This window comes from Luteolibacter yonseiensis (genome assembly GCF_016595465.1).
In the GTDB taxonomy this organism is placed as follows: domain Bacteria; phylum Verrucomicrobiota; class Verrucomicrobiia; order Verrucomicrobiales; family Akkermansiaceae; genus Luteolibacter; species Luteolibacter yonseiensis.
In genome coordinates, this window is record NZ_JAENIK010000011.1 from 505,282 (window position 1) to 518,509 (window position 13,228).

General features: G+C 59.7%; 16 protein-coding genes. 10 read left to right on the plus strand and 6 right to left on the minus strand.

The features are described 5' to 3' along the window. Positions 1-202: 202 nt before the first annotated feature. Genes JIN84_RS11865 through JIN84_RS11885 form a run of 5 tightly spaced genes read right to left on the minus strand, consistent with a single transcriptional unit; the run spans position 203 to position 4,709 of the window. Entirely contained in the window at positions 203-1,012 is an 810-nt protein-coding gene (locus tag JIN84_RS11865; RefSeq protein WP_200351255.1) for an HAD family hydrolase, read from the minus strand. 3 nt (positions 1,013-1,015) lie between these two features. Continuing rightward, the gene (locus JIN84_RS11870) at positions 1,016-1,396 is read right to left on the minus strand and encodes a hypothetical protein (RefSeq protein ID WP_200351256.1); all 381 of its coding nucleotides are present in this window, start codon (positions 1,394-1,396) and stop codon (positions 1,016-1,018) included. Positions 1,397-1,398: 2 nt separating this feature from the next. Further along, on the minus strand, positions 1,399-2,556 hold the full coding sequence (locus tag JIN84_RS11875; RefSeq protein WP_200351257.1) for a prenyltransferase/squalene oxidase repeat-containing protein: 1,158 nt from the start codon (positions 2,554-2,556) through the stop codon (positions 1,399-1,401). 35 nt (positions 2,557-2,591) lie between these two features. Then, positions 2,592-3,995: a permuted SH3 domain-containing protein gene (locus JIN84_RS11880; protein ID WP_200351258.1), complete on the minus strand. Its 1,404-nt coding sequence runs from the start codon at positions 3,993-3,995 to the stop codon at positions 2,592-2,594. A 36-nt stretch (positions 3,996-4,031) separates the two neighbouring features. Further along, complete coding sequence (locus JIN84_RS11885) at positions 4,032-4,709, minus strand: hypothetical protein (protein WP_200351259.1); 678 nt, start codon at positions 4,707-4,709, stop codon at positions 4,032-4,034. Between the two features lie 50 nt (positions 4,710-4,759). On the opposite strand from JIN84_RS11885, the gene JIN84_RS11890 reads away from it, so the two are divergent. Then, positions 4,760-5,050 carry a TM2 domain-containing protein gene (locus tag JIN84_RS11890; RefSeq protein ID WP_200351260.1) on the plus strand — a complete coding sequence of 97 codons (291 nt, stop codon included), beginning with the start codon at positions 4,760-4,762 and terminating at the stop codon, positions 5,048-5,050. Between the two features lie 103 nt (positions 5,051-5,153). Here JIN84_RS11890 and JIN84_RS11895 read toward each other — a convergent pair whose 3' ends face one another. Further along, the gene (locus tag JIN84_RS11895; RefSeq protein ID WP_425563425.1) at positions 5,154-5,468 is read right to left on the minus strand and encodes an HU family DNA-binding protein; all 315 of its coding nucleotides are present in this window, start codon (positions 5,466-5,468) and stop codon (positions 5,154-5,156) included. Between the two features lie 444 nt (positions 5,469-5,912). Here JIN84_RS11895 and atpB point away from each other — a divergent pair, with 444 nt between their 5' ends. The 9 genes from atpB to atpC all read left to right on the plus strand — a co-directional run bounded on the left by atpB (position 5,913) and on the right by atpC (position 13,179). Beyond that, entirely contained in the window at positions 5,913-6,764 is an 852-nt protein-coding gene (atpB, locus tag JIN84_RS11900; protein ID WP_234043443.1) for a F0F1 ATP synthase subunit A, read from the plus strand. A gap of 78 nt (positions 6,765-6,842) precedes the next feature. Then, positions 6,843-7,055, plus strand: coding sequence for an ATP synthase F0 subunit C (locus JIN84_RS11905; protein ID WP_200351262.1), 213 nt, complete (start codon positions 6,843-6,845; stop codon positions 7,053-7,055). A gap of 87 nt (positions 7,056-7,142) precedes the next feature. Further along, positions 7,143-7,703 (plus strand): F0F1 ATP synthase subunit B, encoded by a 561-nt coding sequence (locus JIN84_RS11910; protein WP_200351263.1) that lies wholly within the window; start codon positions 7,143-7,145, stop codon positions 7,701-7,703. A gap of 20 nt (positions 7,704-7,723) precedes the next feature. Further along, positions 7,724-8,116, plus strand: a complete 393-nt coding sequence (locus tag JIN84_RS11915) for a F0F1 ATP synthase subunit delta (protein WP_200351264.1) — start codon at positions 7,724-7,726, stop codon at positions 8,114-8,116. A 48-nt stretch (positions 8,117-8,164) separates the two neighbouring features. After that, entirely contained in the window at positions 8,165-9,706 is a 1,542-nt protein-coding gene (gene atpA, locus JIN84_RS11920; protein WP_200351265.1) for a F0F1 ATP synthase subunit alpha, read from the plus strand. Positions 9,707-9,812: 106 nt separating this feature from the next. After that, positions 9,813-10,658, plus strand: coding sequence for an ATP synthase F1 subunit gamma (gene atpG / locus JIN84_RS11925; protein ID WP_200351266.1), 846 nt, complete (start codon positions 9,813-9,815; stop codon positions 10,656-10,658). A gap of 26 nt (positions 10,659-10,684) precedes the next feature. After that, positions 10,685-11,188 (plus strand): hypothetical protein, encoded by a 504-nt coding sequence (locus tag JIN84_RS11930; RefSeq protein WP_200351267.1) that lies wholly within the window; start codon positions 10,685-10,687, stop codon positions 11,186-11,188. 27 nt (positions 11,189-11,215) lie between these two features. Continuing rightward, positions 11,216-12,679: a F0F1 ATP synthase subunit beta gene (gene atpD, locus JIN84_RS11935; protein ID WP_200351268.1), complete on the plus strand. Its 1,464-nt coding sequence runs from the start codon at positions 11,216-11,218 to the stop codon at positions 12,677-12,679. Positions 12,680-12,765: 86 nt separating this feature from the next. After that, a complete protein-coding gene (gene atpC, locus JIN84_RS11940; protein ID WP_200351269.1) occupies positions 12,766-13,179 on the plus strand; it encodes an ATP synthase F1 subunit epsilon in 414 nt (137 codons plus the stop codon). Positions 13,180-13,228 lie beyond the last annotated feature (49 nt).

Below are 13,228 nucleotides of genomic sequence, written 5' to 3' on the forward strand. Positions count from 1 at the left end.
GAACGAAAAGGCGCGGACCCGTTGCCGGAATCCGCGCCTCATACATATCACCTCACGCGTGGGGTGCGTTGCGATTTGTTGCGAATTGGTCCCCCCCCGGAAACCCGTTCGCCCGCATGCTCGCGCGAGGTTGGCTGGAAGCTAAAGGAAGATTTCCGGGCGGCAAATGATAAAATCTCCTAAATTCGGATTTAGTTCCGATTTAGTCATTTTTTTTGGGCAAAAAGTAGTGGTTGAGAGCCTCGATGGCACCCCGCGCATGCGTGGATCGGGCGATGTAGCCACCATTGCCGACCACTTTCCGCAATATATCCGCGACCGAATTCGCCGGGCAGGCTGTCATTCCGGCATTTGTCATGTCCAGCATTTCCAGATCGTTATGGCTGTCACCGATGGCGAACCGACGGTCCGCCGGGAGTTGGTAACGCCCGGCGACATGGGTGAGCGAGCTGCCTTTCTGGAAGTCCCGGTGACCGAAGCGCAGGTAGATGGAGTTCCGCTGCCATGAGAGATGCGGCTCGGCCGCGACGATCGGTCCGATGTGATCGACAATCCACTCCATTTCCTCCTCCGTCTTGGAAATGACACCGGCGGGATCCCCTTCGAATTCGATCCACTGGGCTCCCGTGTGTTGCTCGATCTCGTGGCGCAGATGGGCGAGGAGTTTTTCCGCGTGCTTGAAGAGGCCGTGGATTTCCTTCTCGCAGCGATTGTTCCATTCCGCGTCCGGCAGCCATCTGCCGGATGGAGTCGGGAAATAAATCTCACGTTCACGGGCGACCACCCAGTCCGGCAGGAAGGGGAAACCGCTTTCGACGAATCCCTCGGCCATCTGTGCCATGGAGCGGCCGGTGTTGATGCCCCAGACGATGCCTTGTTCCTCGCGGAGTTTTCGGATGGTTTGGAAAAACGCGATCGGCACCGGCGGCTGTTCCGAGGGGTGGTGCAAGGTGCCGTCGAAGTCGAAGGACAGGATGGCTGTCGGTGTGGGCGGGTGCGGAAGCGCGGTCATGAATCAAAGATCGATATTGGAAACCGCGTCTCCGATGAGTTCCAGAACAGAGCCGACGAGTTCCGCCGGGCCGCCCACCACATCCGTGGTGTCCAGTAGTTTGGACAAAGTGCGGCGGATTCCGAATACTCCGCATAGGAAGGTGAGGATTCCGAAAAAGGTTTCAAGGATCCGGATCTCCACCGATCCGGAGGGCCAGGAAAACCAGCAGGCTGCAAATAGGGAAATCCCCACGAGCAGCAGGATGACGCGTGGAAGCGCGGGCATGACCTGCACCCGCAACGAGAGCAGCTCCTGCTCGGTGATGAGGTGGTGGCGTTTCTTCGATGCCTTCACGCCTGCCTTGACGGCGCGTTTCTCGATGACTGACCGGGGGAGGGCCATGGCTAGTTTTTCATCGCCTCCCGGCACCAGGCGAGGGCCATGAGGGAGTAGCCGGTGCCATAGGGTTGGTGGTAGTCGTAGAGCGGATAATCCCACCACGAGCCATCTTTCTCCTGGCGGTCCAGCAAGATGCCGGCCAACTGCCTGGCATAGGCGGCATGTTTTTCCTTGGGCAGCAGTTTCACGGATTCTGTGAAGTAATAGATGCCGTAGTAGTAGAAATAGCCGGCGATGCGGAACTGTCCCTCATGCGGGACCGGCCGTTTGCGGACGTTGCCGAGGAATCCCTCGCGGGCGATGAAGCGGTCCGCCCAGGTGATCAGGACCTCATCGGTCACGGCTTTCTCCCCGAAGACCCGTAAGGCCGCGTTGCAGGCTTGGGAGCGGGCGAGAGAACCGGCGGGGCGGTTGATGTCGACACGCGGCTTCATGCGGTGGGTGAAGGAATAGACGTAGGAGAAATCCGGTGTGCGCTGTGCGTTGAGCCCGGCGATGGCATGGGTCACGAGCTTGTCGTCGAGCTTCACATTCATGACGGATCGTGCCTGATCCATCGCGAGCAACACGCTGGCGGTGGTGAAGGAGGTGGGGATGCCGGAAGGCTTCCGGGTGGTGAGATTGTCGTAAATGTCGAGGTATCCCCAGCCACCGTTGACGTCTTCGTAGCGGTTGGCGAGATCCACCTGCTCTTGGGCGAGCCGGATCCATGCGGCCTTTTTCGCGGGATCGTTTTCCCGCAGGTAGAGCCTGGAAATGGCGCGCAGTCCATAGGCATGCCCCCAGACATTGTAGGTGGTTGTCTGGTCGGCCCGGCGGAGATTGGGAAGCTCCGCGGCGGTCCAGGCAGCGGCCTTTTCGATGCAGGCCTTGACCTCCGGGCGGTTGTCATCCGCATCGATGATTCCCGCCAGGGCGAGTCCGGAAGCGCCCGCCCGGTAGGCGTGGTGCGCGCCGGGAAGCGGGGCGTAGATATTGAGCGCCTTGGTGCGGGTGGCGCTGCCCCATGAGCCGTTCTCGTTTTGGTCGGCCAGCAGGAAATCCACACCACGTTTGATGGCGGTGTTGACGGCCTCGGGAGTGGCCTCGGCGGCGGATGCGGAGCCGGGTGAGACAAGCCACAGGATGGAGCACAGAAAAGAGACTGCGAGTTGGCGTGGCATGGCTTCCCTTTCCTTGTTTCAGCAATCCCAATCGCTCACTTGTCCGGCACGATGATGACCTGGCCGGGTTCCAGACCGGAGAGGATCTCGGTATCATCCTTTGAAATTCTCCCGCGTTTGACGGCCCGGCGTTCCGTTTTTCCGTCGGCGAGTTTCACATCCACCGTCCAACCGGTGCTGTCGTAGCGGATCGCCTTCGACGGGACCGCGATGGCGGACGCCTGCTGATAGGAAATGAGACGGATCTGTGCCACCGCCCCGGCGGGTGGTGTGAGATCGGCGGGCCAGGTCACCGCGAGATCCGCCCGATAGGTGCCGTCCAGACCCGGAGCTGTGGCGAGACGGGAGAGCGTGACAGGGATTTCAAGATCCTCGCGACCGGAAAGGGTGGCGATGCCGGCCGCATTCGGTGGAAGGGTCCGGGCTGTCGCGTCATCAAGAAACGAAACGAGCGTCAGCTTCGCGGTGGCCGGAACGAAGGTGGCGAAGGCTTTGTGCACCGGAGCCAAACCGTGAGGGATGAGCGACTTTATCAGTTCCCCGGGGGTCCAGCGGCCATTTTCGATCGGGCCGTGATAGAGCCAGCCATCGGCCGGAGCCTTGAACTCGAACAAGGCGCGGTCCGCTTCCAGATCCGCGAGGTCGAGCTTGGCGCGCTCGTTGGCGGTTTTCAGGGATTCGAGAGCGAGCCTGTTCAGTTCGATGGAACGGGGGATTTCCTCCTCGGCTTTTTTGAGGGAAATGGCGGTGTCCCGTTCGTTGTCGGCGAGGGTCTTCGCCTCGCGGGGAAGGAGGACCTCCAGCGTGCGCTTGTGGTCGAGAACCTCCATCCGCAACGCGAACTCGGCCGCGGCAACCGCGTCCTGCTGGCGGACGAGGATGATTTCCTCGGTGTCCTCCGTGATGTCGTCCGCCTTGTACATCTCGGTGAGCTGCTTGAGTTCCTCACGCTGGTTCGAGAGCATCTGCTCGTAGCGCTTCAAGGACTGCGCGGCGCGTTCTTCGTCCGCCTTGCGGCGGATCTGGGTGAAATAGGTGTTCTCCTCCTTCGCTGTCGCCGCATTGCGGCGGGCGGTTTCGAGTTTGTTCGGGGCGGTTTCCTTGAGCAGCTTGGATTCGAGTTCCGCCTGGGCCAGGGCGAGCGTGCCGGATTCCAGCGCGCGCTTCGCATCCACGAGCTTCTTGTCGATTTCCGCCGGGTCGAAGCTTGCCAGCGTGTCGCCCTTGGCCACCTTGGCGCCGTGCTCGGCGATGCGGATGATCTCAAAGGCCGGCCATGACTTGGAATCAAGCTTGAGCAGCACCGCATCACCACCGGGCAGGGCGGTGGCGGGGAAGGTTTTCTCAATGGAAAACGGGCGTGGCTCGATGGTGACTTCCCCGGCGTGGGCGGCGGCGATCAAGGCTGGGATGAGGTGCAGAGGGGTGAGACGTGCCATGGGTGCGACGCAATGAAGCACGTGGCGGAAGGAAGATCAATCTGCCGCTTTGCCTTTTCGCGCGAGCCAGATGGGCAGGAACCGCGGCCTCTTGGCATTCGGCGAGGATGGTACCGTGAATTCGGCGACTTCGAAGCCCGAGCCTTGCAGGCGGCGTGTGAGGTTCGCGACGTGGCGGGAACCGGCGATGGCGAGCAGTCCGCCGGGCTGGAGGGCCTCGAATGCGGCGGAAACCCAACGACGCTCGTCCACCCACGTCCGGTTGCGCGGACCGGTGGGCGAGGCGTCGAGATGCACGAGCATGGCGTGGAGCAGCCCCGCGTGACGGACCAGCGCCTGGGGGCTGCAATCGTTTTCCAATGTGATGCGGGATTCGGTGAGCAACGGGCTTTCCGGGATGAGGTTCCGGTGCCAGTCCGTGATGGAGGCGGATGGCTCGGCCACGATGAAGTTCGCACGCTTTTGCGGGAGTTCCTTCGCCACGGCGGCGATGGTGTGGCCCAGGCAGAGACCGGAAAACCAGATCTGTGGCTGGCGTGCCGGACGGAAGGGCGCGCAGGCGAGGCGGGCGAGCTCCTCCTCCGCCGCGCGGGTGGCGGGGCCGCAGATCTGTTGGCCGTGGACGAGCAGGGATTTCCGGCCGTCATGCTCCTGAAGAGCGAGGATGTTACCGTCCGGAAGTTCTGTTTCTGCTAGAGTGATTCTTGGTTTCATGGCGCTTGCGGCTTGCTTTGACGGGGACGGCTTAGTAGATGAAATCCATTATGTCCACAGAACCTGTTCAAATAGCGCCTCCTGGCAGCGGGATCCCGGGTGCGGATAAAAAGCTTGTCGCCGGACTGTTGGGAATCCTGCTCGGTGGATTGGGAGTTCACAAATTCTATCTGGGCTATACGAAGGAAGGCCTGATCATGCTTCTCGGCACCCTCTGCACGTGTGGTATCGCCGGAATCGTCATCGGGCCGATCGGCCTGATCGAAGGCATCCTTTATCTCGCCAAAAGTGACGAAGAATTTCTAACCACCTATGTGAACAATAAAAGAGGATGGTTCTGACCGATTGGATCCGTCCCGTTTCAAACAGAAAACCCCGGCCTGGCAGGCCGGGGTTTTTTTGGATTTTTTTATGATCTGTAGGAGGTGGGGGGCCTCCTGGAAATCACAGGCTGCTCTTGAAAACGGAAGATGGCTTGAAGCCGACCGACTGCGATGCGGCGATCTTCATGGCTTCACCGGTTTTCGGGTTGCGGCCTTGGCGTGCGGCACGTTTTTTCACTTCAAAAGTGCCGAATCCAATGATTTGGACTTTCTGATCCTTCTTCACGCCTTTGGCGATCGAGGAGAGAACGGCTTCGAGTGCTTCGTCGGCGGCGCGCTTCGTGGCGTCTTTTCCGAGGGCGATTTGGATGGCATCAATCAATTCAGCTTTATTCATGGCAGCGACGTTTCTGAGAATGCTCCCGTGGGTTGGCAAGAGAAAATCGGCTGAAAATAAAGGGTCTTTGACGATTGGAGGCTTGACTCCTCGCCAGGCGTGAAAGGGGGGAGCAAGCGATCCCGAATGTTTTTTCCGGGGAATGTTGTTAGAATGGTCGGATTTCGCACGTATGGGAAAGGTTCGGCGGTGGGGCCGACCGGGATCGGCGGGGAGTTGGAAAAGTCCGGGTGGGGGGTGTGGAAAAGGTGTTTGATTCCTATGTATTTTCAAACGGTCTGGAACGGCGTGCCGCAAGGCTTTGGGAAAGGAATTTAGAGGCCTAACTTGCTGATTTATCAGTTATTTCTCCGAGCTTGTGAAATTTTTCACAAATAGAACTTGCGAAAGTTGGTGGCGATCCAGTAAAGACCCCGCGCCTGCTGTCAGCGGGTTTCCTGCATGCGTTTACTCCTTTCTACATCCCTCGTTTGGATCTCCGCGATGATCTCCGCATCCGCGGCAGCGGAGGTTCACGATCATCTTCCGGCATACGCCGAAGAGATTCTCAAAATCGGGCCATTCGTCGTGACCAACTCGATGCTGATGGTCTGGATCGTCGCCGCGTTCATCATCGTCATCGCGCAGCTGGCGACGAAGAAGATGAATTCCATCCCAAGCGGCCTGCAAAACGTCGTCGAGTGGTTGGTGGAAAGCCTCTATGACTTCCTCGGCACGATCCTTGGAAAAGATCTGACCAAGCGCACCTTCTGGTTCTTCGGGACCATCTTCATCCTCATCCTGTTCACGAACTGGTTCGGTCTCATCCCCGGTGTCGGCACCGTGGGCTGGCTTTTGGAAGGCGAGGGCGTGGATCATCACGATGTGTTCCGCCCGTTCCTGCGCGGTGGCAACGCCGACATGAACATGACCGCCGCCATGGCATTCACTTTCGCCGCCCTGTGGTTCTACTGGGCCATCACTGAAAACGGCCTCAAGGGATTCCTCGCCCACATTTTCGCGCCGAAAGGCAAGTTCGGCGGAATCATGGCGGTGATGATGCTGGTGGTCTTCGGATTTGTCGGACTTCTGGAAATCATCTCCATCCTTTTCCGCCCGGTCGCTCTTTCCTTCCGTCTCTACGGCAACATCTTCGCCGGTGAGAATATCCTGGAAAACATGATGCTGATGGGTGGCAAGTGGCTCGCCTGGCTGCCTCCGCTTCCATTCTATTTCCTCGAGCTCCTCGTCGGCCTGATCCAGGCGCTGGTCTTCATGCTCCTCACCGCGGTGTTCCTCAAGCTGATCTGCGATCACGGCGACCACCACGACGAAGAAGAAGGCCACTCCCACTGATTTCAAAACGATTTCCCGTCTTCGACCATGGAACAAACCGTGGGAAGCGGTTAAACCAACACCAAAAATACTGATACCATGATCACTCCTATCCTCGCCGAACTGACCGGTAACCTGCACGTCGCTCTCGCCGCCGTTGGCGCCGCCGTCGGCATCGGCCTCCTCGGTTCCAAGGCTGCTGAAGCCACCGGCCGCAACCCAGGTGCGGCAGGTAACATCCTTACCCTCTCCATCATTCTTGCAGCGCTCATCGAAGGTATCGTGTTCTTCGCGATCTTCCTTGCCAGGTAATCCCGCTTCCGCCCGGGCCGGTTTCGCCGGTCCGGGCACCTCCTTTCCGACTTCATCTGACTTTTTCTCTCAAACGACTCACTCCCGATGCTTACGACTTTCGACATTCTAGCCGTTGCCACCGCCCACGCTGATTCCGAAGGGCCGTTGGGGGAGATCACACGCACTTTCCACATCACCTGGCCGCTGCTCATCTCGCAGTGTGTGAGTTTCCTGATCGTCGCATTCCTTCTCAAGAAATTCGCCTTCGGTCCTGTCCAGGCGATGCTTGAAGAGCGCCGCGCCCGCATCGCCTCCGGCGAGGAGAAGCTCAAGGTCATCGAACGCCAGCTGGCCGAGTCCGTGCAAACGACCGCCGCCGCCATCGCCAAGGCAAACGACGAAGCCGTCCGCATGGTTGAGGAAGCCAAGGCCGGTGCCGCCACATTCTCCGAGCAAAAGGCCCAGGAGGCCATTTCTTCCGCACAGAACATTCTCGCGAAAGCCGAGGCTGCCGCCAAAGCGGACCGCGACCGCCTGATCGCCGAACTGAAAAGCGAATTCGGCCGCATGGTCGCCCTCACCACCTCGCAGGTCACTGGAAAGGTCCTCACGGACGAAGACCAGAAGCGCATCAATGAAGACGCGCTCGCCAAGGTGGAAGGCTGATTTCCAATTTCCCGCGACTTATGAAGATTTCCAAAACCGCCGCCGCAGCCGCCCGCCGTTTGTTCGGCCTTTGTCAAACAGATGGCCGCCTTGACGAGGCGAAACTGCGCCAGGTCATCGAGCGTTTGGTGGAATCCAAGGTCCGCGACTACCGCTCCATCCTCGCCGCGCTCCATCGCCTGACCCGCATCGACCTCGAGCGCCGCAAGGTGACCATCGAGAGCGCGGTCGCCCTGGACGAAGCCTCCCGCCAGCGTGTGGTTGCCGGTCTCGTTGAGAAATACGGCAACGATCTCGAAGTCCAGTATCAAGTCACGCCGGCCTTGCTCGGCGGCCTGCGCATCCGCGTGGGTGACGATGTCTTCGACGGTTCCGTCCAAGGCCGTATCGACCGCTTCGCAGCAGCATTCTAATTTCTTTCCCGCCGAAACTTTTTTTAATCCGATCACTGAAACCTTGCCATGAGCAGCATCCTCCAAGAACTCGAACAACAGATCGCCGGCATCGCGTCGTCCGTCCAAAAAACAAACGTCGGCACCGTTCGCACCGTCGGTGACGGCGTGGCCAAAGTCGAAGGCCTCTCCGACGTCATGCTCAACGAGATGATCGAGTTCGGTGGCGGCGTCACCGGTATGGCGCTCAACCTTGAGGAGAGCGAAGTCGGTGTCGTGCTCCTCGGAGACTATGCGGCGGTCAAGGAAGGTGCGGAATGCCGCACGACCGGCAAGCTTCTTTCCGTGCCTGTCGGCGAGGCCGTTCTCGGCCGCGTTGTCAACGCGCTCGGAGCGCCGATCGACGGCAAGGGCGACATCGCCGCCTCCGCCTATTACCCGATGGAGAAGATCGCGCCGGGCATCATCAAGCGGAAATCCGTTTCCGTGCCCGTGCAGACCGGCATCATGTCCATCGACGCCATGATCCCCGTCGGCCGCGGCCAGCGCGAGCTCATCATCGGTGACCGCGCCACTGGCAAAACCACCATCGCGGTGGACACCATCATCTCCCAAGCGCAGCAGAACAAGGCTGCCGAGCAGGGCAAGCTGCAGAACCACAAGCCCCTCTATTGTATCTACGTCGCCATCGGCCAGAAACTCTCCAACGTCGCCCGGACCCAGAAGATCCTGGAAGACGCGGGTGCCATGGAATACACCACCATCGTTTCCGCATCCGCATCGGATGCCGCGGCCATGCAATACCTCGCTCCTTATGCGGGTTGCGCCATCGCCGAATACCTCATGGACAAGGGTCAGGACGTCCTGATCGTGTTCGACGACCTTTCCAAGCACGCCGTCGCCTACCGTCAGGTTTCGCTGATCCTTCGCCGCCCATCCGGTCGTGAGGCTTATCCAGGTGACGTTTTCTACCTTCACAGCCGCCTGCTCGAGCGTTCCGCCCGTCTTTCCGAAAACGCGGGTGGTGGTTCGCTCACCGCGCTGCCGATCATCGAAACCCAGGCCGGCGACGTTTCCGCTTACATTCCGACGAACGTGATTTCCATCACGGACGGCCAGATCTTCCTGGAAACCGACCTTTTCTACCAAGGCATCCGTCCCGCGATCTCGGTCGGTCTCTCCGTTTCCCGTGTGGGTTCCGCCTGCCAGACCAAGACCATCAAGTCCGTGGCCGGTACGACGAAGCTCGACCTCGCTCAGTTCCGCGAGCTTCAGGCCTTCGCCCAGTTCGGTTCCGACCTGGACGCCTCCACCAAGAAGAAGCTCGATCGCGGTGCCCGCATCGTCGAACTCTTCAAGCAGAACCAGTACAGCCCGCTTTCCATGGAGCTTGAGTCAATCTACCTGTTCGCCATGCAGAACGGTTACTTCGACGATGTGGCTGTCTCGGATGTGAAACGCTTCCAAGGCGCTCTCGGCGAATTCTTCAGCACCCGCAAGAGCGACCTGCTGGACAAGATCCGCAACGAAAAGCCGGACCTCAAGAAGGATGCCGACGCGGTCGCCGCGGTGAAGCTGGCGATCGAGGACTTCAAGAAGAGCTGGAAGTAAATCCTCATGGGCTGTCCGCCGGAAAGTGTCGGTCACATGACGCTTCCTCCGGCAGCCCGCCCTCTTCTAACCTTTGACAAACAACTTCTAACTTTCTCCATCACCAGTGGCAAACCTCCGAGACATCCGCCGGCGCATCAAGTCGGTCAAGAACACCGCGCAAATCACCCGCGCGATGCAGCTTGTCGCTGCGGCCAAGATGAAGAAGGCCCAGGACCAGGCGCTGGCCGGTCGCGAGTATGCCAAACAACTCAGCGGAGTCCTTCAGGACATCAGCGAGAGTTTCAGCGAGGCGACCCACGCGCTGCTTGAAAAGCGTGCGGGGAACCGCGAGCTCGTGATCGTCATCTCCACCGACAAGGGGCTTTGCGGTGCCATCAACACCAACCTCGCGAAGGTCGTCCGCCGGGATACTTCCGCCACCGCGGAATTCGTCACTATCGGTCGCAAGCTCCGGGTCATGCTGGAGAAACAGAACCGCAAGGTGGTTGCCGATTTCACGGTGAAGGACCCGGTGCCGTTCTCCGACGCCCGCTCCATCGCAAGCCTTGTTTCCAAGCTGTTCCTCGATGGCAGCTATGACAAGGTTTCGGTCGCCTACACCCGCTTCGTCAACACGATGAACCAGGTGCCGGAAGTCGTCCAACTGCTTCCGGTCGAACCTCCGACCGATGCGGGCGAACACACCGACACCAACGACTTCCTCTTCGAGCCGACGCCCGAGGACGTCCTGAGCGCGATCCTCCCGCTTTACGTGAACTTCCGGGTTTTCCAATCGCTTGTCGAAGCCCGTGCCTCCGAGCACTCCGCGCGTATGGTGGCCATGAAGTCCGCGACGGACAACGCGAAGAAATTCATCAAGGAACTCACGCTCGAATACAACAAGCTCCGCCAGGGAGCGATCACCGCGGAACTCCTCGAAATCACGACCGCCATGAAGGCCATGGAGTGATGTTCCTGTCCGCACCAACCCATTCCATGCGATCATTCAATTCCATTGCTGTTTCCGCTCTTCTCGCAGGATCCCTGTTCCTGTCGGGTTGCGCGACCATCGTTTCGTCGCGGCAGAAGCCCACGGCGATCGACAGCAGCCCGTCCAAACTTGCTTACAAGATCGTGGATGGCAATGGTGCGGTCGTTTCCGAAGGCCGCACGCCGACCACGGTCACACTGCAACGGTCCTCGGCTTATTTCAAGCCAGGCACCTACACGATCCAGATCAGCCAGCGGGGCAAGGTCGTCGGCACCCAGACGGTATCCGCCGGAATCAACGGCTGGTATTTTGGAAACATCCTTCTCGGCGGCCTGATCGGAATGGTCATCGTGGATCCGCTTTCCGGAGCGATGTATCGGATGCCGGAGAGCATCACCGTCGCCACCAATCAAACTTCGGTTGCTCTTGGAGATCAGCCAAAGGCTCTCCAAATCGTTGACATTTCCACCCTCACATCCGCACAGCGCAGCAAGCTCGTCCGCATCTAACTTCATCATCCAAGTCCAATTCTTCTCATGAGCAACCAAGGAACCATCGTCCAGATCATCGGCGCCGTCATCGACGCTGACTTCTCCAAGGCAAGCAAGCTGCCTGAAATCTTCAACGCTTTGGAGATCCAATACGTCCTGAACGGCGTGGATACCAAGCTCGTGCTCGAAGTGCAGCAACACTTGGGCGACGGCTGGGTGCGTGCGGTTGCCATGTCCACCACGGACGGTCTCAAGCGCGGCATGACCCTTGCCGATACCGGCAAGCCGATCGCCGTGCCGGTTGGAAAGCAGGTTCTCGGCCGTATCTTCAACGTCACCGGTGACCTCGTGGATGAAAACGTTCCTCTTCCGGATGCGAGCCACCGCTCGCCGATCCATCGTCCGGCTCCCACCCTCACCGAGCAATCCGCCACGGCGGAAGTGCTTCCCACCGGTATCAAGGTCATCGACCTCATCTGCCCGTTGCTCAAGGGTGGTAAGGGCGGCATGTTCGGTGGTGCGGGCGTCGGCAAGACCGTCGTCATCATGGAGCTCATCAACAACATCGCGAAAGCACACGGTGGATTCTCCGTCTTCGCCGGTGTGGGTGAGCGGACCCGTGAAGGAAACGACCTCTATTGGGAAATGATCGAGGGCAACGTCATCGCCACCGAAAAGGACGAGCACGGCCACGTGAAACTCAACGAGAACGGCACCCCCGTTCTTGCCGAAGGATCGAAGGTCGCCCTCTGCTATGGCCAGATGAACGAGCCTCCGGGTGCCCGTCTCCGTGTCGCGCTCTCCGCCCTCACCATGGCCGAGCACTTCCGTGACGAAGCGAACCAGGACGTTCTCCTCTTCGTCGACAACATCTTCCGTTTCTCCCAAGCCGGTTCCGAAGTGTCCGCGCTTCTCGGCCGGACGCCTTCCGCCGTGGGTTACCAGCCAACCCTTTCCGAGGAAATGGCCGGCCTCCAGGAGCGGATCACCTCCACCAACAAGGGTTCCATCACCTCCATCCAGGCGGTTTACGTTCCTGCGGACGACTTGACCGACCCGGCTCCCGCGAACACCTTCGCCCACCTTGACTCCACCGTCGTTCTCGAGCGTTCGCTCGCCGAGCAAGCGCTCTTCCCTGCGGTCGATCCACTTGCGTCCACTTCGAAGGCTCTCGCTCCCGAGATCATCGGAACGGAACACTATCGTGTCGCCCGTGGTGTCCAGATGGTTCTCCAGCGTTACAAGGACCTTCAGGACATCATCGCCATCCTTGGTATGGACGAACTGTCCGACGAAGACAAGATGACCGTCTTCCGCGCCCGGAAAATCCAGCGTTTCCTCACCCAGCCGTTCCACGTTGCCGAAGTGTTCACCAACGTTCCCGGCGTCCTTTGCTCCATCGAGGACACCGTCAAGGGCTTCGCTGAAATCCTCGACGGCAAGCTCGACGACGTGCCGGAAGGCAACTTCTACATGAAGGGCAACATCGACTCCGTGCCTCGGAACTAATTGGTTGAAAGTTGTTTGCCGGGAGTCCGTCCGTGAGGACGGCCCGCGGCGGACGACTCGAACTCCTGACCAATCAACACCACCCTATGCCTCTCCAACTCGATATCGTCACCCCTGAGAAGAAGATCTTCTCGGACCTCGTGGACAACGTCTATCTCCCGGGAGCGGACGGCGAAATGGGCATTCTTCCTCAGCACGCCGGTCTCGTCACCGCCTTGCAGCCGGGCGAACTCCGTTATCAACGCAATGGCAAGGTCGAAACCCTCGCCATCGGCTCCGGTTTCGCCGAAGTCACCCAGACCAAGGTCATCGTCCTCACGGACAGCGCCCTCGGTGAGGCGGAGATCGACGAAGCATCCGTCGAAACCGCCATCAAACGCGCTCAGGAAAAGCTCGCCACAGTCGATCAGAACCTCGATCCGGAGGAAGCCGCCTACCTGCAAGGCCTTATCGCCAAGTCCACCGCGGCTCTGAATCTCAAGCGCAAGTACCGCCACTGAAAATGACGGAGTGTGCACCCCTAAGGGTGCGCGCGACTTGAAAGCTTTA

Bases quoted from the DNA above. Each gene is read 5' to 3' on its own strand.
- JIN84_RS11865 (WP_200351255.1), bottom strand. From the start codon at position 1,012: ATGACCGCGCTTCCGCACCCGCCCACACCGACAGCCATCCTGTCCTTC.
- JIN84_RS11870 (WP_200351256.1), bottom strand. From the start codon at position 1,396: ATGGCCCTCCCCCGGTCAGTCATCGAGAAACGCGCCGTCAAGGCAGGC.
- JIN84_RS11875 (WP_200351257.1), bottom strand. From the start codon at position 2,556: ATGCCACGCCAACTCGCAGTCTCTTTTCTGTGCTCCATCCTGTGGCTT.
- JIN84_RS11880 (WP_200351258.1), bottom strand. From the start codon at position 3,995: ATGGCACGTCTCACCCCTCTGCACCTCATCCCAGCCTTGATCGCCGCC.
- JIN84_RS11885 (WP_200351259.1), bottom strand. From the start codon at position 4,709: ATGAAACCAAGAATCACTCTAGCAGAAACAGAACTTCCGGACGGTAAC.
- JIN84_RS11890 (WP_200351260.1), top strand. From the start codon at position 4,760: ATGTCCACAGAACCTGTTCAAATAGCGCCTCCTGGCAGCGGGATCCCG.
- atpB (WP_234043443.1), top strand. From the start codon at position 5,913: ATGATCTCCGCATCCGCGGCAGCGGAGGTTCACGATCATCTTCCGGCA.
- JIN84_RS11905 (WP_200351262.1), top strand. From the start codon at position 6,843: ATGATCACTCCTATCCTCGCCGAACTGACCGGTAACCTGCACGTCGCT.
- JIN84_RS11910 (WP_200351263.1), top strand. From the start codon at position 7,143: ATGCTTACGACTTTCGACATTCTAGCCGTTGCCACCGCCCACGCTGAT.
- JIN84_RS11915 (WP_200351264.1), top strand. From the start codon at position 7,724: ATGAAGATTTCCAAAACCGCCGCCGCAGCCGCCCGCCGTTTGTTCGGC.
- atpA (WP_200351265.1), top strand. From the start codon at position 8,165: ATGAGCAGCATCCTCCAAGAACTCGAACAACAGATCGCCGGCATCGCG.
- JIN84_RS11930 (WP_200351267.1), top strand. From the start codon at position 10,685: ATGCGATCATTCAATTCCATTGCTGTTTCCGCTCTTCTCGCAGGATCC.
- atpD (WP_200351268.1), top strand. From the start codon at position 11,216: ATGAGCAACCAAGGAACCATCGTCCAGATCATCGGCGCCGTCATCGAC.
- atpC (WP_200351269.1), top strand. From the start codon at position 12,766: ATGCCTCTCCAACTCGATATCGTCACCCCTGAGAAGAAGATCTTCTCG.